Source organism: Streptococcus pseudopneumoniae (genome assembly GCF_001072375.1).
GTDB lineage: Bacteria > Bacillota > Bacilli > Lactobacillales > Streptococcaceae > Streptococcus > Streptococcus pseudopneumoniae_L.
The window spans coordinates 19,268-38,076 of sequence record NZ_JVKV01000033.1 but is presented as its reverse complement, the minus strand read 5'-3'; the positions used below and the strand labels follow the sequence as shown (position 1 = coordinate 38,076).

The window sequence follows — 18,809 nt, the reverse complement described above, 5'->3', positions numbered from 1 at the left end:
CTATGAATAGAAGTATGGTACGATTTCTTCTTGCAAAGCTACTCTTGATCGAGGCTAGTCTACTCTTAGTTCCAGTTAGCATTGCTATTTATTATCGAGAATCGAGTCAATTTTTTACAGCTCTTTTCTCTACCATCGGAATCCTTGTTGTTCTAGGTCTTCTGGGAATTATCAGTAAGCCTAAAAAACAGCGAATCTATGCAAAAGAAGGGGTCTTAATTGTAGCTCTCTGTTGGATTCTCTGGTCATTCTTTGGTGCCCTTCCCTTTGTCTTTTCAGGACAAATTCCCAATATGATAGACGCCTTCTTTGAGATTAGTTCTGGCTTCACAACAACGGGAGCAACCATTTTAAATGATGTTTCTGTCTTAAGCCGTTCCCTTCTATTTTGGAGGAGTTTTACTCACCTTATCGGAGGGATGGGGGTGCTGGTTTTTGCCCTAGCTATCATGGACAATGCAAAAAACAGTCACTTAGAGGTTATGAAGGCAGAGGTTCCTGGACCAGTATTTGGTAAGGTTGTATCTAAGCTAAAAAATACAGCTCAAATCCTTTATATCCTCTACCTGGCTATGTTTGCCCTCTTTGTGGTTATTTATTACCTTGCTGGGATGCCACTCTACGATAGTTTTGTCATCGCTATGGGTACTGCTGGTACAGGTGGCTTTACTGTTTATAATGATGGAATTGCCCACTATCACAGTTCTCTCATTACCTATCTGACAAGTATCGGGGTTTTGATGTTTGGTGTCAATTTCAACCTCTACTACTACCTCATGCTCCGTCGTATCAAGGAATTCTTTTTTGATGAAGAACTCCGAGCCTATCTCTTGATTGTAGCCATATCAACTGGCTTAATCACGCTTAACACACTCCACCTCTATAGTGGCGTTTCGCAAAGCTTTGAGATGGCCTTCTTCCAAGTATCTAACATCATTACCACTACCGGTTTTGGATATGGAGATATCACGAACTGGCCTTTGTTCTCTCAATACATCTTGCTAATGCTGATGGCAATCGGTGGTTCTGCCGGCTCCACTGCAGGTGGTCTCAAGGTTATCCGTGGAGTCATCCTATCTAAAATTGCTAAAAATCAAGTCTTGTCTACCATATCACCTCACCGTGTGTTAACCCTTCAGGTTAATCAAACGGTTATTGATAAGGATACTCAGCACAAGATTCTGAAGTACTTTGTGGTTTACATCATGATTCTACTCAGTTTGATTTTCATCGTCAGTTTAGATACCAATAATTTAATGGTTGTTACGAGTGCTGTTTTCAGTTGTTTTAACAATATCGGTCCTATTTTAGGAACAACTGCAAGTTTCTCAATTTTTAGTCCATTTTCAAAACTTCTACTATCTTTTGCAATGATTGCAGGACGTCTTGAAATTTATCCAATCATACTACTCTTTATGAAACGCACTTGGTCTAAACGTTAGATCACCTATCTCCTCTCTTCAAGGAACCCTTGAAGGGGGATTTTTTAGTTTCAAAAGACAAGTCAGCTCTAAAAATCGACAATTGGGAATTTAAGGACTTTTCTCTCCTATCTTTTAGCTATAATAAGAAAAAAATATAGGGGATACTTTATGGAAAAAGTCATAAAATCAATTCGACTACTCTTGTTCTTTGCCTTAATCCAACTGGCACTTTGTAGTTGTATCTTTTGGTCTGGAACCTCTCTGGCCCTCAAACAATCCTGTTTTTATTTTCTACTGGCTTTATTGGGCTTATCTGGGTCTTGTGCCTTTATGCATTATTTATCTAGTCACAACTTAAAAAGAGATAGACTGATTGACAGGAGTCGCTTTATCTTTTTATTTTATAGTATGATGATTATGGTCAACCTCTGCGGGGTTGGGCTGGTTCTATCAGAGACTATCGTTACTGTCAACTTACTTCAAAAAGAAGCCGTGGAACTCATCCTACCCTCCTTCTTTTTTCTCTTTGGAGTTGATATCGTTACCTTTCTCCCCTTGAAAAAATGGAGAAGGTTACAAAAAAATTCCAGTAGCAAGGAAGTGAGATTTTCCATCATCATCATTTCCATTTTAATCTTCCTACGTAATCCAATTACCATTTTATCGATTGCTTTTTATATTGGTCTTGGTGCTCTATTTCTCAGTTTTTTATTCCCCAAAAATTTGAGACAGGAGGTATCATTCTACAGTCATTTGATTCGGGATATTCTATTCGTCGTCTGTACGTTCCTCTTATGGTAACAAATAGAATCCTTGCAATAATTATGTTATAATTAATAAAAATTTTTTAGGAGATATATGAATGAATTTTTTAAAGATTATCGTAAACGATTGATTTGGCTAGGAATCTTTCTTGTCGCTATGTGCCTATCGCAAGTTCCTATCGTAACTTTAATGTTACTTCAAAAAACTCAGCTTGGATCTATATGGTCATCTCTAATAGTGGGGTTTGTATCTACTGCTATTGTTACACTCTTTTTATATGGTGCTCACAAAAGTAAGTTATTAAACCTAAAATCGAAACTCTTTACTATTAATGACGCCCCTCGAATCGCTCTTAGTTATGTAGCCGTTGTCGCTGGAAATATGATTGGTGCGATTTGGTTGCAACTTCTGAAGCAAACAACTACTTCGAATCAAGAGGCTATTAATAGCCTCATGTCAGAAACTTCTATCATTTCAAGCTTTTTCTTAATTGCAATAGTGGCACCTATTTGTGAGGAGATTATCTGTCGAGGTATCATACCTAATAAACTCTTCGAAGGATACAAAAAAATTGGGTATATTTTCGGTTGGTTTATCTTCACTATAGCACATACCCCAACAAATCCACCTTCTTTCTTGATCTATGGCTGGATGTCTGCCGTCCTAACTTGGACTGCTTATCGCACCAAACGTCTAGAGATGTCTATCTTCCTCCATTTAGTAATTAATGGAGTCAGCATTCTCATGCTTATCCTTCTGACAATTCTTATCAAGGTTGTTGGTATAGATGCCATTCAATAAATGAAGGTTCCACTACTAATATAATTTAAAATAAAAAGACTAGAAATCTATCTAATTTCTAGTCTTTTTTTGTCTATTTAAGAACGAAACACGAATTAAGTGTGAGAAGTTGCGACACGGAGTTAGTGAGGTAGTTAGCTAGGCCACTCGTAAATGTTACGATACGAAGAGGCGAAAACGATTATTTTTCGCCGATGAGTTAGTGGGGCAGTCAGGCCACTTTCTACCCATCACGACGTAAAGTTTTACGAATCGATAATATTCGTAAAACTTTACTAGTGGAGCGCCTAGCCAAGTCCATAAAAACTTGGCGTTAGTTACTTAGATTGTTATACAACCACATAAATTTACTGAACTACGACACGGAGTTTGGCAAATCGATTTTATTTGCCAAACGCAGTTGGTAAGGCAGTTAGCTAGTCCGCTTCCTTTCTGTTACGACGGTAAAACCCACGAATCGATACCATTCGTGGGTTTTGCCTAGTGAAGCGTTTAGGTAAACCGCCATAGCGGTTACCGTCAAATGACAGCAACTTTGTGTTGCTAGTCATTTGTAACGATTTACATCTTCTCTTCTAACTCTACATCCGGATACTTGTCCGCAAACCAGCGGAGGGCAAAGTCGTTTTCAAAGAGGAAGACAGGTTGGTCAAAGCGGTCTTTAGCCAAGATGTTTCGACTTGAAGACATGCGCTCATCCAAATCTTCTGGTTTAATCCAGCGAACGGTCTTTTTACCCATTGGGCTCATAACCACTTCTGCATTGTACTCATTTTCCATACGGTGTTTGAAGACTTCAAACTGCAATTGACCAACGGCCCCAAGCATGTATTCACCCGTTTGGTAGTTTGTATAAAGCTGAATAGCTCCTTCTTGAACCAATTGCTCAATCCCTTTGTGGAAGGATTTTTGCTTCATAACGTTCTTAGCAGAAACTTTCATGAAGATTTCAGGGGTAAAGGTTGGCAGTGGTTCAAATTCAAATTTGTTTTTCCCAACTGTCAAAGTATCTCCCACCTGATAAGTACCAGTATCGTAAACTCCGATAATATCTCCTGCTACGGCATTAGTGACATTCTCACGACTTTCCGCCATAAACTGAGTCACATTCGACAGTTTAGCACCCTTACCAGTACGAGGGAGATTAACACTCATACCACGCTCAAATTCACCTGACACGATACGGACAAAGGCAATACGGTCACGGTGACGAGGGTCCATGTTGGCTTGGATTTTAAAGACAAATCCTGAGAAATCCTTGTCGTAAGGATCCACAATTTCGCCATCTGTTTTCTTGTGACCGTGTGGTTCTGGAGCAAACTTGAGGAAGGTTTCAAGGAAGGTCTGCACCCCAAAATTAGTAAGAGCTGAACCGAAGAATACTGGAGTTAATTCACCCGCAAGGATGGCTTCTTCTGAGAATTCATTCCCAGCTTCTTGCAAGAGTTCGATGTCATCCTTGACTTGCTCGTAGAATGGGTTGCTAGCAAATAGCTTGTCCCCATCTTCCAGACTAGCAAAGCGTTCATCCCCTTTGTAAAGTTCCAAGCGTTTATTGTAAAGGTCATAGAGTCCCTCAAAAGCTTTCCCCATCCCAATCGGCCAGTTCATCGGATAGCTAGCGATGCCCAAGACTTCTTCCAATTCTTGCAAGAGGTCTAGTGGCTCACGGCCATCACGGTCAAGCTTGTTCATAAAAGTGAAGACTGGAATGCCTCGGTGTTTCACAACCTCAAACAATTTCTTGGTTTGGGCCTCGATACCCTTAGCAGAGTCCACAACCATGACAGCCGCATCCACCGCCATCAAGGTACGGTAGGTATCTTCTGAGAAGTCCTCGTGTCCTGGTGTATCTAGAATGTTGACACGTTTGCCATCATAGTCAAACTGCATCACAGATGAAGTTACCGAAATCCCACGTTGTTTCTCGATATCCATCCAGTCTGACTTGGCAAAGTTTCCTGTTTTCTTTCCTTTTACAGTACCTGCCTCACGAATCTCTCCCCCAAAGTAAAGCAATTGCTCAGTGATAGTCGTTTTACCAGCGTCCGGGTGGGAGATGATGGCAAAGGTACGGCGTTTCTTAATTTCTTCTTGAATGTTCATAAGTTCTCTTTCTTTGATTATAGGATAATAGTGAATGTTTGTATGTGTTTCTTATTTCTACATTGGACTCTAACATTCCTTTCAACACTCCATTATATCGGATTTTAGGGAGTTTTTCAATCGCCTACACAAGAAAAAGCAGGTCTCTATAATAGACTTGCTTTTAAATAATGGATGTTGTAATTTGTATTTTGTGATTAGTAGACTCAAATTCTATATCTTCTTTTAGCTTACAATCTAAATCATGAAAGAGTTGATTCTAGTGCCATTTTCTTTTGCCAGCGTCTCTTAAACAAGATATCAAAGAGCACCAAGGCTGAATATAGAATGATTGAAACCAAAAGGTATTTTATCAAAATAGGAGCATCTGGGATAAAAGGCGTGGTATTCAAGAGTCCGTAATTTCCACCTGTGACTTGATTAACTCCAACTAGAAATAGATTGAGAATAAAAGTGTAGGCGATAATGCGATACTTTTTAAGGAGGGTTTTATCGTAGTGGTTCATGAGATAGACAAGTGAATTTACCAGGAGAGCATAATGTCCAATCAGGAATGAAAAACTAGTAATATGCGGAAAGTCATATGGATCAAAAACCGGATAACCCAAGGCAAATACTGCTCCACTAGCTCCCATAAGGGCAAAATACTGTTTGGTTTTCCATTTATCTGGCAAGAAAACTACTGCAAACATGGCCAAGCGGCAATGGTATAAAGGTAAACTATTTGAAAATGGAATACTAAAACCAATATACCAAGTGTAAAGAGCTAGCAGTTGCGCTATTTGAATCCACTTAAACAATCGAACAAATTTGGGATTTTTGTAGTAAGTAAGAGATCCATAGATAGACAGTGCAAGAAGGCCTATCATGACACCGTACCAAAAAATCGGAATAGGCGGTGGTGTGGTTTGGGTTCTTGTAATAAAATGATGCATAAGATCTCCTTAATTTATTAGCTGACGATTCTTCAGTTTATATTTAACAAATTGATTGATGAGAATGAGGATTCCTGTCATCAGACTGGTTACTATCAAATAATTAACCAAGGCGCTATGATCCCCAATCACAGGGGGATTACTCAAAAAGCCATAATTCCCTCCTGTCAAGAGGTTGGCTAGAAAGATAATTGCATTGACACCAAAGGTCATCTGACATATTTTCCAAGTATCCCCTTTTTCAACTTTATAATATCTAATAAGATAAATCAAGCAGTTAGCCAAGAGGGCCCAGTGTCCGAAAACATTGTTGACCGAGGAAACATGAGGGAAAGGAAACGGATAAAAAACTGGATAAACTAAAGCCATAATAGAACCAAATACTCCAACCAAGGCAAAGTATTGTTTGAAAAAGGTCTTATTAGGGGCAAAAAGAATCATCCACATAGCCATGCGACTATGGTAAAAAGGGAGAGCCTCCGACAAGGGCAGGCGTGCCGAAATATACCAAGCGTTGATAATCAGCAGTTGAATCAATTGACCCCAATACCAAAAATCTCGATAAGGTTTAGAGGAGGCATAGCGAATTGATAGAGCAGCTATGACTAGCAAAGAAGTAGGTAACAAAATGTACCATGTCCCCAAGTCTGGAGGGACTGTTTTTTACTGGTAAAAAGTAATTCCCAAATTGTCATATTTCATCCTTAACTTATTCGAATCGGTAAATGTCTCCATCTTGTTTGCCGACTAAAAACCAATGCTGTTCTTGCTTCTATTTTCAACCATTATATCGAATTAAAATCCTTTTTTCAATTTCTACTTCTTTTCAACTTGACTTACCTTATTTATAGGAAAATATGGTAAAATAGAACAGATAAATAATCATCATTTCACGAAAGGATGCAAGATGAAAATTACGCAAGAAGAGGTAACACACGTTGCCAATCTTTCAAAATTAAAATTCTCAGAAGAAGAAACTGCTGAGTTTGCGACAACCTTGTCTAAGATTGTTGATATGGTCGAATTGCTCGGCGAAGTCGACACTACTGGTGTTGAACCAACGACTACCATGGCAGATCGCAAGACCGTTATTCGCCCAGACGTAGCCGAAGAAGGAACTGACCGTGATCGCTTATTTAAAAATGTACCTGAAAAAGACAATTACTATATCAAGGTACCAGCTATCCTGGATGATGGAGGAGATGCCTAATGACTTTTAACAATAAAACCATTGAAGAGTTGCACACCCTCCTTGTATCTAAGGAAATTTCTGCAACCGAACTAACGCAAGCAACGCTTGAAGATATCAAGGCGCGTGAAGAAGCTATCAATGCCTTTGTCACTATCGCTGAAGATCAAGCTCTTGCTCAAGCCAAAGCTATTGACCAAGCTGGAATAGACGCTGACAATGTCCTTTCAGGAATTCCGCTAGCAGTTAAGGATAATATCTCTACAGACGGCATCCTCACAACTGCAGCCTCAAAAATGCTTTATAACTACGAGCCAATCTTTGATGCGACAGCTGTTGCCAATGCAAAATCTAAGGGCATGATCGTTGTTGGGAAAACCAACATGGACGAGTTTGCCATGGGTGGTTCTGGTGAAACATCTTACTACGGTGCAACTAAAAATGCCTGGGACCACAGCAAGGTTCCCGGTGGATCATCTAGTGGTTCCGCAGCTTCTGTAGCTTCAGGACAAGTCCGATTGTCACTTGGGTCTGATACTGGTGGTTCTATCCGCCAACCGGCTGCCTTCAACGGGATTGTTGGTCTCAAACCAACCTACGGAACAGTTTCACGTTTCGGTCTGATTGCCTTTGGTAGCTCATTAGACCAGATTGGACCTTTTGCTCCTACCGTTAAGGAAAATGCGCTCTTGCTCAATGCTATTGCTAGCGAAGATGCAAAAGACTCTACTTCTGCTCCTGTCCGCATTGCCGACTTTACTTCAAAAATCGGACAAGACATCAAAGGCATGAAAATTGCTTTGCCTAAGGAATACCTTGGTGAAGGGATTGACTCAGAAGTTAAGGAAACTATCCTCAACGCCGCTAAGCACTTTGAAAAACTTGGTGCTATCGTTGAAGAAGTTAGCCTTCCTCACTCTAAATACGGAGTTGCCGTTTACTACATCATCGCTTCATCTGAAGCTTCTTCAAACTTGCAACGTTTTGACGGTATCCGCTATGGTTTCCGTGCTGAAGACGCTAAAAACTTGGACGAGATTTACGTTAACACTCGTAGCCAAGGATTTGGTAACGAAGTGAAACGTCGTATCATGCTTGGTACTTTCAGTCTTTCATCAGGTTACTACGATGCTTATTATAAGAAGGCTGGTCAAGTTCGTACCCTCATCATCCAAGATTTTGAAAAAGTCTTTGCAGATTACGATCTCATCCTTGGTCCAACAGCTCCAAGCGTAGCCTTTGACTTGGATTCACTCAACCACGATCCAGTTGCCATGTACTTGGCAGACCTCTTGACAATCCCAGTCAACTTGGCAGGCCTCCCAGGAATTTCAATTCCTGCAGGATTTGCTCAAGGACTACCTGTCGGTCTACAATTAATTGGTCCTAAATACTCAGAAGAGACTATCTACCAAGCTGTTGCTGCTTTTGAAGCAACAACAGACTACCACAAACAACAACCCGTGATTTTTGGAGGTGATAACTAATGAACTTTGAAACAGTCATTGGACTTGAAGTCCACGTAGAGCTCAACACCAATTCAAAAATCTTCTCACCTACTTCTTCCCACTTTGGAAATGACCAAAATGCCAATACAAACGTGATTGACTGGTCTTTCCCAGGCGTACTGCCAGTTCTCAATAAGGGTGTTGTCGATGCTGGTATCAAAGCAGCTCTTGCCCTCAACATGGACATCCACAAGAAGATGCACTTTGACCGTAAGAACTACTTCTATCCAGATAATCCTAAAGCCTATCAAATTTCTCAATTTGATGAACCAATCGGTTATAACGGCTGGATTGAAGTGGAGCTAGAAGACGGAACAACTAAGAAAATCGGTATTGAGCGTGCCCACTTGGAAGAAGATGCTGGTAAAAATACTCACGGAACAGATGGTTTCTCTTATGTTGATCTTAACCGACAAGGGGTGCCATTGATTGAGATTGTATCTGAAGCCGACATGCGCTCACCAGAAGAAGCCTATGCATATCTTACAGCCCTCAAGGAAGTTATCCAATACGCTGGTATTTCTGACGTTAAGATGGAAGAAGGTTCCATGCGTGTAGATGCTAACATCTCCCTTCGTCCTTATGGTCAAGAGCAATTTGGTACCAAGACTGAGTTGAAAAACCTCAACTCCTTCTCAAACGTGCGTAAAGGTCTTGAATACGAAGTGCAACGTCAGGCTGAAATCCTTCGTTCAGGTGGTCAAATCCGCCAAGAAACACGTCGTTACGATGAAGCTAATAAAGCAACTATCCTCATGCGTGTCAAGGAAGGTGCTGCAGACTACCGCTACTTCCCAGAACCAGACCTACCACTCTTTGAAATCTCAGATGAGTGGATTGAGGAAATGCGCACTGAATTGCCAGAGTTTCCAAAAGAACGCCGTGCTCGCTATGTCTCTCAACTCGGATTATCAGACTACGATGCTAGCCAGTTGACTGCCAATAAAGTCACTTCTGATTTCTTTGAAAAAGCTGTCGCCCTCGGTGGTGATGCTAAACAAGTTTCTAACTGGCTCCAAGGTGAAGTCGCTCAATTCTTGAACGCGGAAGGCAAGACACTGGAACAAATCGAATTGACACCAGAAAACTTGGTAGAAATGATTGCCATCATCGAAGACGGTACTATTTCGTCTAAGATTGCCAAGAAAGTCTTTGTTCACCTAGCTAAAAATGGTGGTGGAGCGCGTGAATACGTAGAAAAAGCTGGTTTAGTTCAAATATCAGATCCTGATGTTTTGATTCCAATTATTCATCAAGTCTTTACGGATAATGAAGCCGCTGTTGCCGACTTCAAGTCAGGAAAACGTAACGCTGACAAGGCCTTCACAGGATTCCTCATGAAAGCAACCAAGGGTCAAGCTAACCCACAAGTCGCTCTTAAACTACTTGCCCAAGAATTGGCTAAGTTGAAAAACGATCAATAATCAATCTCAATATAACTGTCACAAGTTGATGAAGTCAGTCATTGCTTGATGCCTTGCACTTTGTACTCACATAGTTAGGAGACATATGAAAAAGTTATATACTCTTCTCGCCACTTGTTTATTGTTGTTCTTCTTCACACCATTTAACTCAATTGATGCTGGCGTTGGCCATTCGCGAAGTGGTAGCTCTAGCCGAAGCAGTTCAAGAAGTAGCAGCCGCAGTAGCTCAAGTCGCAGCTCCTCTTATAAAAGTAGCTATCGCTCTGGAAGTAGCTCCTCTAGTTCAGGTGGTTCTTTAGGTACTGGTATGAACATGCTTATCATGTTTGGTGTTGGAGGATTCTTACTCTACATGTTCGTCAAATATCTAAGCGACCAGAATTCATCTTCTGGCAAGTCTTACGGCAGTTCAACTGGATATAATCCACCTAGCCATCGCCGAGTAGAACACAACACACTAGCTGTTAATCGTGTCAAATATTGTGATCCAAACTTTGATGCTGATGCCTTCGCTTCATGGGTTAAAGAAGTCTATATTCAGTTGCAGGCAGCCTGGACTAAAAAGGATTGGAATTTGGTCCGCTCTCTCGAAAGTACTAGTCTCTATTCCCAACATAGTACTCAACTCGAAGATCATATTCGGGCAAAAACAACCAATGTTTTAGAAAAAGTCTATGTTGAAAATATCCGCATTAAAGATTTCTACGAAAATCCAGATGGAAATGATACTTTAGTGGTTATCCTTTCATCTACACTCAGAGACTATGTTATCGATGATGAGACTCGTAAGGTTATCGAAGGAGACCCTAAACAAGATCTATTTACAGTTTATCAAATGAACTTCATCCGCAAACATGGTAGCCAAACCGAAAACAATGTTCAAGATGAAGCTGTTAGCGACCACTGTCCAAACTGTGGCGCTCCACTTAAAATCTCAGCTATTAGCCAATGTGAATACTGCGGAGCTGATCTCACACGTAGTCCAAACCAATGGGTTCTTGATACCTATGAAGTTGTGGATGAAGACGAACTTTATAATTAGGAGGAAATTATGGGATTTATTCGTGCCGCCCTATCTTCAGGGCTTAATAGTTTCAACGATAGCAAATTTAAAGAAGCGATCGTACTTCCAAATAACCTAACAGCCGATGCTTTGGCCATTAAAGGCCAACTTCTTTCAAAAGATCCAGATGGCAAATCTAGACAAAGCAATCAAAACACTGGACTACTAACAGATGGTAGTGTCGTTATTGTTCCTCAAGGCTATGTCGCTATTCTAGTGAACAACGGCACCTTCCTTGGAGACGTCTTAGAAGCTGGTAGCCACGAATGGCGTTCTGGAGACAATGCTTGGCTTCTTGAAAAAGGTGGCCTAAAGGGTACTTGGGAAAATTTCAAAAATCGCTTCTCATTTGGTGGTCAAGTCATTACCCAACAAGAAATCATCTTTATTCGTATGCAACCCGTTGCCGGAAATAAATTCGGTACACAGAATGCTGTAGAATACTTCAGTGAACGTTATCAACAATTACTTAACATCCGCTTCTACGGTTTGTTTGATATCAAAGTTGCTGATCCAGTCCTATTCTATGTCAGCTCCATCAGTCAACAAATTGAAGACCATAAAGCCTTTACATTGCAAAATGTAGCTCAAGGAACACTTCGACAAAATATCGCACCAAAGATTGCTATTGCGATTGCTAAATTTACCAATGAAAACAAGGTCGATATCTATAGCCTTAATGCCAATCAGGATACTTTCAATGAGCTAGCAAAACAAGAAGTTAACAAGGTATGGGCAGGACTTTATGGGATTGAAACAACCAACATTCTACTTGAAGATTTGAGCTATGATCAAGAAAGCTTAGATATTGTCCGTAAGCTTGATAGCGAGCTTGTCGCTATGAAGTACAATACGATTGAGATTGAAGAACGTCGTGCTCGTAATGAAGCTCTCATCGCTGCTGCTAACAATGAAGGCAATGGCAATGGTATGAACATGATTATGGGAATGAATCTAGGACAAACACTTGGCAATCAACTCAACCAACAAGCCCAAACTCAAGCCCCTGTTCAAAATAACGGGCAAACTGCAAGCAAGAACTTTTACATCGAGGTAGACGGTAAGTATGTTCTCGTAACCAAAGATGAAGAAGGAAATATCGTACCAGTCAACTAATTCAAGCTCATCTGATATTTGAGAATTATTGCATTTTATGGTACAATAAAGAGTAAACTATTTATTAAAGAGGTAAAAACATGATTGAAGCAAGTAAACTAAAGGCTGGTATGACTTTTGAAACAGCTGAAGGAAAATTGATCCGCGTTTTGGAAGCTAGCCACCACAAACCAGGTAAAGGAAACACTATCATGCGTATGAAATTGCGTGATGTCCGCACTGGTTCAACTTTTGAAACAAGCTACCGCCCAGAAGAAAAATTTGAGCAAGCGATCATCGAAACAGTTCCAGCTCAATACTTGTACAAAATGGACGACACAGCTTACTTCATGAACACAGAAACTTACGACCAATACGAAATTCCTGTTGTGAATGTTGAAAACGAATTGCTTTACATCCTTGAAAACTCAGATGTAAAAATCCAATTCTACGGAACTGAAGTAATCGGTGTAACTGTACCAACTACTGTTGAATTGACAGTTGCTGAGACACAACCATCTATCAAAGGTGCTACTGTTACAGGTTCTGGTAAACCAGCAACAATGGAAACTGGTCTTGTTGTGAACGTTCCAGACTTCATCGAAGCAGGTCAAAAATTGATTATCAACACTGCAGAAGGAACTTACGTTTCTCGCGCCTAATCTCTAGAAACTAGAAAGAGGTCATTCTATGGGAATTGAAGAACAACTTGGCGAAATCGTCATCGCCCCACGTGTACTTGAAAAAATCATTGCTATTGCAACTGCGAAAGTTGAAGGCGTACACTCTTTTTCAAACAAATCAGTATCTGACACCCTTTCAAAACTTTCTCTTGGTCGTGGCGTATATCTAAAAGAAGCAAACGATGAGCTCACAGCTGATATCTACCTCTACCTAGAGTACGGTGTCAAAGTTCCTAAGGTTGCTATGGCTATCCAGAAAGCTGTTAAGGATGCTGTCCGTAACATGGCTGATGTTGAAATCTCTGCTGTCAACATTCACGTTTCAGGTATCGTTCCAGATAAAACACCAAAACCAGAATTGAAAGACTTATTCGACGAGGACTTCCTCAATGACTAGTCCATTATTAGAATCTAGACGTGAACTACGTAAGTGTGCTTTCCAAGCCTTGATGAGTCTTGAATATGGTTCAGATCTAGAAACTGCTTGTCGCTTCGCCTACACACATGATCGCGAAGATACAGACGTACAACTTCCTAACTTCCTTGTAGAGCTCGTTTCTGGTGTCCAAGCTAAGAAGGATGATCTGGACAAACAAATCACTCAACATTTGAAAACTGGTTGGACCATCGATCGTCTGACTTTGGTAGAAAAGAATTTACTACGCCTAGGAGTTTTTGAAATCACTTCATTTGATACTCCTCAACTCGTAGCTGTTAACGAAGCTATTGAACTTGCTAAGAGCTTTTCAGATCAAAAGTCAGCCCGTTTCATCAATGGACTCCTCAGTCAATTTGTGACAGAAGAAGATTAAATAATATAGAAAAAGTGTTTGACAATTATCAAACACTTTTTTCTTTGCCTTCCACTATCTAAAAAAGTGGTAATAGACATAATTATAAACAAAAATCCAGATGGGCTTGGCATAAGTGAGAAAGTTGAAAAAACTATGGCACAGGATTGTGATTTTTAGATTCTTTGTCCAACGGTAGACCAGGGCAAAGAAAAGGCCTCCTAAACTATAAATGATCAAACTGATAGGATCGCGATGGGAAAACACCAAATGACTGATTCCAAAGATAAGGGCTGATAAGATAACATCCAGATAATACTTAGAGTTTGGAAAGAAGGTATTCATAAAATATCCTCTCAGAACTATCTCCTCCAATATAGGTGCGACGACTACTATTAAACTAAACTTGAGAACAGTTGATAGAAAAGTTGGTTGTCCATTGGAGTATAGGACCGAAAGAAGGTCTTGAAAGATATACTTATTGTCAGTTAAGTGGTGGAATCTTAAGTCAAAAGCATCCACCAACTGACGAACAAAATAAGTAGCCGCTAGACTAACTACAAGGAAAAAGAATCTTGACTTCTTCGAGCCCTTTTTTTCAAAAATATAAATCATTTTTTTCTTTTTCAACCAGCAGACAAACATCACTAAAAGAGTTACTTCCCCAACTGCTGAAATGCTATAATAGCCATCTATCCCCCATCCTAAAAACTTAGTCAGATGAAGACTACTAAACTCTAGTAGATAAACTGAGAGGAATACAAAGAATGTATAGACTCCCAAATGTCCTAGTTTTTTCATACTCACTCCTTAAAAAATTAAAATTACCTTGATGGAGGAAAAAAATAACACCCCCTTATTCAGTTTATCAGTTACATACTGACCAAACACAGCATAAAATCTATAAAAACTTAGTCTATTCTCTGTAGCACTTATAGATTATCATTCCTTATTATATAATATACATCTTTTTTTAACGACTCTCAGTTCCATTTCCTCAACTGTCAATTTTTAATCCTGAAATGAATTTTTGAGAGAAACCAAAAAGCTAGAACCTTTTTTAGTTCTAGCTTACTTTTTAATACTTTCTAAAGCGTTGATAACGCTCTTCCAAAAGTTTCTCCAACGGTAATTGTTTTAATTGTTCAATTTCTGTTTGAAGTTCATTTTTTACACGAGCTAGCAGCTCTTTGGCAGAGAGGCCTCTCTCTGAAATAACCTTATCTACGACTTCCATCTCCAAAAGTTCATGGGAAGTGATTTTCATCAACTCAGCTGCTTCCATGGCACGCGTGCCATCTTTCCACAAGATGGAAGCAAAGCCTTCGGGACTGAGAACTGCATAGATAGAGTTTTCTAGCATCCAAACATGGTCAGCCACTGCTAGAGCTAGAGCTCCACCAGAGCCACCTTCTCCGATAATAATGGCAATAATGGGCACTTTTAGGTCGCTCATTTCAAAGAGATTGCGAGCAATGGCTTCACCTTGACCACGTTCTTCTGCGCCTACACCAGGATAGGCACCAGCAGTATTGATAAAGGTTACAATTGGACGACCAAACTTTTCTGCTTGCTTCATCAAACGAAGGGCTTTTCGATAACCTTCAGGATGAGGTTGACCAAAGTTACGGTTAAGATTATCTTGTAAACTTTTACCTTTTTGGATTCCAACAACAGTCACTGCTTGGTCTCCCAACCAACCGATACCACCAATAATAGCACCATCATCACGGAAGGAGCGATCCCCATGCAGCTCAATAAAATCATCAAAAATTCCTGTTGCGAAATCCAAGGCTGTTAGGCGAGTTTGTTCACGAGCTTCTCTAACGATTTTCGCAATATTCATCAACTCTCCCTCCTGTGTAGTCTTACTAATCGAGCAATCGTATCTGGCAATTCTCGCCGTTTAATAATTGCATCCACAAAACCATGTTCCAGTAAAAACTCTGCTTTCTGGAAGTCTTCTGGTAGGTCTTCTCTTACTGTATTTTCAATCACACGGCGTCCAGCAAAACCTACCAAACTTTGAGGTTCCGCCAAGATGATATCCCCTTCCATAGCGAAGGAAGCTGTTACTCCTCCAGTCGTCGGGTCGGTAAGGATTGTCAGATAAAAGAGACCTGCATTGGAATGACGTTTGACTGCGGCAGAGATTTTGGCCATCTGCATCAAGCTCATGATTCCTTCCTGCATTCGTGCTCCACCAGAAGCTGTAAACAATACTACAGGTAATTTTTCAGCAGTCGCATATTCGAACAAGCGAGTGATTTTCTCACCAACAACTGTCCCCATCGATGCCATGATAAAGTTAGAATCCATGATACCAAGGGCAACCTTCTCTCCCTTAATCAAAGCTGTTCCTGTTACAACAGCCTCATCAAGACCTGTCTTTTCACGCATCAAAGTCAATTTTTTACGATAACCTGGAAAATTCAAAGGATCCTGAGTCTCAATCCCTTTAAACATTTCCAAAAACGTACCCATATCAATGGTTAAAGCTAAACGCTCTTGAGCTGAAATACGGAAGGTATAGCCACAGTGAGGGCATATCCGCTCACTCCCCAAGTCCTTTTGGTAAATCGTATATTTGCAACCTGGACATTGGGAGAAGAGCTCATCTGGAACCTCTGGCTTGATCTGAGGTTGATTTACAGTCGAACGATTGGGATTGATTCGAATATATTTATCTTTTTTACTAAATAGAGCCATACATCCCCCTTTTCGGTCTCATAGTCTTTTTACATTATTCTTTTTCTTGATAGTGTGGTAAGAAGGTCTCCATCAAGAATGAGGTGTCATAGTCTCCTGCTATCACTCGACGATCTGAAATCAGATCCAGTTGGAAATCAGCATTGGTGACAACCCCTTCAATTTCGAGTTCATAAAGAGCTCGTTGCATTTTCATGAGTGCATCAAAACGATTTTCACCATGAACAATAATTTTAGCAATCATACTATCATAGTATGGCGGAATGGTATAACCAGGATAGACTGCTGAATCCACACGCAAGCCCACACCACCACTCGGTAGATACAGATTGGTAATCTTACCTGGACTTGGTGCAAAATTAAAGGCTGGGTTTTCCGCATTGATACGACACTCAATAGCATGTCCTTTTAGAACAATATCTTCTTGTTTTAAAGTCAAAGGTTGACCTGCTGCGATACGGATTTGTTCCTTGACAATATCCACACCAGATACAAATTCGGTTACTGGATGTTCTACTTGGACACGCGTATTCATCTCCATAAAGTAGAATTTACCAGTCGCTTCATCTAGCAGGAATTCAATGGTACCAGCATTCTCGTAACCAACAGACTCCGCTGCACGAACTGCCGCTGCACCAATTTCATTACGAAGGGTTTTTCCAATAGCAATGGAAGGACTTTCTTCTAAAACCTTTTGGTTATTCCGTTGAAGCGAACAGTCACGTTCACCAAGGTGAATAACATGTCCCATCTGGTCAGCAAGAATCTGTACTTCAATATGGCGAGCAGGATAAATCACACGCTCAAGATACATAGCCCCATTACCAAAGTTGGCTTTGGCTTCACTAGAGGCTGTTTCAAAGGCTGACACGAGATCTTCTGCTTTTTCAACCTTACGAATCCCTTTACCACCACCTCCAGCTGAAGCTTTGAGCATAACTGGATAACCAATTTTTTCAGCAATAGCAAGGGCCTCTTCTGCAGTATGGACTTCTCCATCTGAACCCGGAATGACGGGTACGTTAGCCTTAATCATTTGAGCACGGGCGTTAATTTTATCACCCATGACATCCATGACACGAGCTGATGGTCCGATAAATTTGATACCAACTTCTTCACACATGGTTGCAAATTTGGAATTTTCACTTAAAAAACCAAATCCAGGGTGAATAGCTTCAGCTTCAGTCAAGACCGCAGCTGATAGGATGGCATTGATGTTCAGATAAGATTCTGTAGCCTTCCCAGGGCCGATACAGATAGCCTCATCAGCCAAAAGCGTGTGGAGAGCTTCCTTGTCAGCAGTCGAATAGACAGCGACTGTTGCAATTCCTAATTCTCGTGCCGCACGAATAATACGAACAGCGATTTCACCACGATTGGCAATTAAAATCTTACGAAACATGGAAAACCTCCCTAGTTTCCAATAGCAAAAGTTAGAGTACCGCTTGCTGCAAGCTTACCATCTACTTCTGCCTTCGCTTCTACTACGGCGATTGTGCCACGACGTTTGACGAAAGTTGCTGTCATGACAAGCTGATCACCAGGAACAACTTGTTTTTTAAATTTCACTTTGTCCATACCAGCATAGAAAACGAGCTTCCCTTTGTTTTCTGGTTTAGACAATTCCAAAACACCTGCTGTCTGAGCCAAGGCTTCCATAATGAGGACTCCAGGCATAACTGGGTATTGAGGAAAATGACCATTGAAGAAAGGTTCGTTAATCGTCACATTTTTAATGGCAACAATTGTATCTTCGCTAACTTCCAAAACACGATCCACTAAGAGCATTGGATAGCGGTGAGGCAATGCTTCTTTAATTCCTTGAATATCAATCATTTGATACGTACCAAGCCTTTCCCGAACTCAACCATTTCTTCATTTTCAACTAGAATTTCTGTTACAACACCATCTTTAGGTGCTGGAATTTCGTTCATGACTTTCATGGCTTCGATGATGACCAAGGTTTGACCTTTTTTAACAGTATCTCCGACTGAAACAAAATTAGGTTTGTCTGGTCCAGCAGCCAAGTAAGCAACTCCAACCAGTGGACTCTCTACTAGATCTCCTTCAGCTACAGATTCAGTAGCGCTTGTTTCTGAAACTACTTCTACAGCTGGTGTTGAAGTTGGAGCTTGTGGTGCAACTGTAGGTGCAGTTGCTGGAACCACAGGTTGAGGTGCTGGACTTGTTTCTGTAACAAGTTTTGCTTCATTCTTGCTGAAGAGCAACTCATCCGTTCCATTTTTATAAGAAAATTCTCTCAAGCTCGACTGGTCAAACTGCGCCATCAAGTCTTTGATTTCATTTAAATTCATC

At 40.5% G+C, this 18,809-nt stretch carries 19 protein-coding genes and 1 pseudogene; 10 read left to right on the top strand and 10 right to left on the bottom strand.

The genetic code is table 11. From position 1 onward, the window contains the following. Positions 1-2 precede the first annotated feature (2 nt). Positions 3-1,442: a TrkH family potassium uptake protein gene (locus ADH31_RS02910; protein WP_049508943.1), complete on the top strand. Its 1,440-nt coding sequence runs from the start codon at positions 3-5 to the stop codon at positions 1,440-1,442. Positions 1,443-2,282: 840 nt separating this feature from the next. Further along, complete coding sequence (locus ADH31_RS02900; RefSeq protein WP_049508941.1) at positions 2,283-2,990, top strand: CPBP family intramembrane glutamic endopeptidase; 708 nt, start codon at positions 2,283-2,285, stop codon at positions 2,988-2,990. 416 nt (positions 2,991-3,406) lie between these two features. Here the strand turns inward: ADH31_RS02900 and ADH31_RS10300 are convergent, their stop codons facing one another. The 4 genes and pseudogenes from ADH31_RS10300 to ADH31_RS02885 form a co-directional block, all read right to left on the bottom strand. Beyond that, a complete protein-coding gene (locus tag ADH31_RS10300) occupies positions 3,407-3,541 on the bottom strand; it encodes a hypothetical protein (protein ID WP_275043521.1) in 135 nt (44 codons plus the stop codon). Between the two features lie 10 nt (positions 3,542-3,551). Next, positions 3,552-5,096 (bottom strand): peptide chain release factor 3, encoded by a 1,545-nt coding sequence (locus ADH31_RS02895; RefSeq protein ID WP_049508940.1) that lies wholly within the window; start codon positions 5,094-5,096, stop codon positions 3,552-3,554. 242 nt (positions 5,097-5,338) lie between these two features. Continuing rightward, positions 5,339-6,031: a TIGR02206 family membrane protein gene (locus ADH31_RS02890; RefSeq protein ID WP_049508939.1), complete on the bottom strand. Its 693-nt coding sequence runs from the start codon at positions 6,029-6,031 to the stop codon at positions 5,339-5,341. 9 nt (positions 6,032-6,040) lie between these two features. Further along, a pseudogene (locus ADH31_RS02885) lies at positions 6,041-6,726 on the bottom strand (TIGR02206 family membrane protein). A 212-nt stretch (positions 6,727-6,938) separates the two neighbouring features. On the opposite strand from ADH31_RS02885, the gene gatC reads away from it, so the two are divergent. The 8 genes from gatC (at position 6,939) to nusB (ending at position 13,805) form a co-directional block, all read left to right on the top strand. Continuing rightward, the gene (gatC, locus tag ADH31_RS02880) at positions 6,939-7,241 is read left to right on the top strand and encodes an Asp-tRNA(Asn)/Glu-tRNA(Gln) amidotransferase subunit GatC (RefSeq protein ID WP_049508938.1); all 303 of its coding nucleotides are present in this window, start codon (positions 6,939-6,941) and stop codon (positions 7,239-7,241) included. After that, on the top strand, positions 7,241-8,707 hold the full coding sequence (gatA, locus tag ADH31_RS02875; protein WP_049508937.1) for an Asp-tRNA(Asn)/Glu-tRNA(Gln) amidotransferase subunit GatA: 1,467 nt from the start codon (positions 7,241-7,243) through the stop codon (positions 8,705-8,707). Before gatC ends, gatA begins: the two co-directional genes overlap by 1 nt. After that, entirely contained in the window at positions 8,707-10,152 is a 1,446-nt protein-coding gene (gene gatB, locus ADH31_RS02870; RefSeq protein WP_049508936.1) for an Asp-tRNA(Asn)/Glu-tRNA(Gln) amidotransferase subunit GatB, read from the top strand. Before gatA ends, gatB begins: the two co-directional genes overlap by 1 nt. Positions 10,153-10,237: 85 nt before the next feature. Then, the gene (locus ADH31_RS02865) at positions 10,238-11,194 is read left to right on the top strand and encodes a zinc-ribbon domain-containing transport protein (RefSeq protein ID WP_049508935.1); all 957 of its coding nucleotides are present in this window, start codon (positions 10,238-10,240) and stop codon (positions 11,192-11,194) included. 9 nt (positions 11,195-11,203) lie between these two features. Then, positions 11,204-12,331 (top strand): SPFH domain-containing protein, encoded by a 1,128-nt coding sequence (locus ADH31_RS02860; protein ID WP_049508934.1) that lies wholly within the window; start codon positions 11,204-11,206, stop codon positions 12,329-12,331. An 80-nt stretch (positions 12,332-12,411) separates the two neighbouring features. After that, positions 12,412-12,972 (top strand): elongation factor P, encoded by a 561-nt coding sequence (efp, locus tag ADH31_RS02855; protein WP_000568646.1) that lies wholly within the window; start codon positions 12,412-12,414, stop codon positions 12,970-12,972. A gap of 28 nt (positions 12,973-13,000) precedes the next feature. After that, on the top strand, positions 13,001-13,390 hold the full coding sequence (locus ADH31_RS02850) for an Asp23/Gls24 family envelope stress response protein (protein ID WP_000510582.1): 390 nt from the start codon (positions 13,001-13,003) through the stop codon (positions 13,388-13,390). Continuing rightward, a complete protein-coding gene (gene nusB / locus ADH31_RS02845) occupies positions 13,383-13,805 on the top strand; it encodes a transcription antitermination factor NusB (protein ID WP_000203647.1) in 423 nt (140 codons plus the stop codon). The genes ADH31_RS02850 and nusB overlap by 8 nt, the downstream gene beginning before the upstream one ends. Positions 13,806-13,859: 54 nt before the next feature. Here nusB and ADH31_RS02840 read toward each other — a convergent pair whose 3' ends face one another. From ADH31_RS02840 to accB, 6 genes are all read right to left on the bottom strand, one after another. Next, on the bottom strand, positions 13,860-14,585 hold the full coding sequence (locus tag ADH31_RS02840; RefSeq protein WP_049508933.1) for a CPBP family intramembrane glutamic endopeptidase: 726 nt from the start codon (positions 14,583-14,585) through the stop codon (positions 13,860-13,862). Between the two features lie 277 nt (positions 14,586-14,862). Then, a complete protein-coding gene (locus ADH31_RS02835; protein WP_049508932.1) occupies positions 14,863-15,630 on the bottom strand; it encodes an acetyl-CoA carboxylase carboxyl transferase subunit alpha in 768 nt (255 codons plus the stop codon). Next, positions 15,630-16,493: an acetyl-CoA carboxylase, carboxyltransferase subunit beta gene (gene accD, locus ADH31_RS02830; protein WP_049503080.1), complete on the bottom strand. Its 864-nt coding sequence runs from the start codon at positions 16,491-16,493 to the stop codon at positions 15,630-15,632. Before accD ends, ADH31_RS02835 begins: the two co-directional genes overlap by 1 nt. Before the next feature lie 34 nt (positions 16,494-16,527). Continuing rightward, on the bottom strand, positions 16,528-17,895 hold the full coding sequence (accC, locus tag ADH31_RS02825; RefSeq protein WP_049508931.1) for an acetyl-CoA carboxylase biotin carboxylase subunit: 1,368 nt from the start codon (positions 17,893-17,895) through the stop codon (positions 16,528-16,530). 11 nt (positions 17,896-17,906) lie between these two features. Further along, positions 17,907-18,329 (bottom strand): 3-hydroxyacyl-ACP dehydratase FabZ, encoded by a 423-nt coding sequence (fabZ, locus tag ADH31_RS02820; protein WP_000565515.1) that lies wholly within the window; start codon positions 18,327-18,329, stop codon positions 17,907-17,909. Then, complete coding sequence (gene accB / locus ADH31_RS02815) at positions 18,326-18,808, bottom strand: acetyl-CoA carboxylase biotin carboxyl carrier protein (protein ID WP_049508930.1); 483 nt, start codon at positions 18,806-18,808, stop codon at positions 18,326-18,328. The genes fabZ and accB overlap by 4 nt, the downstream gene beginning before the upstream one ends. Position 18,809 lies beyond the last annotated feature (1 nt).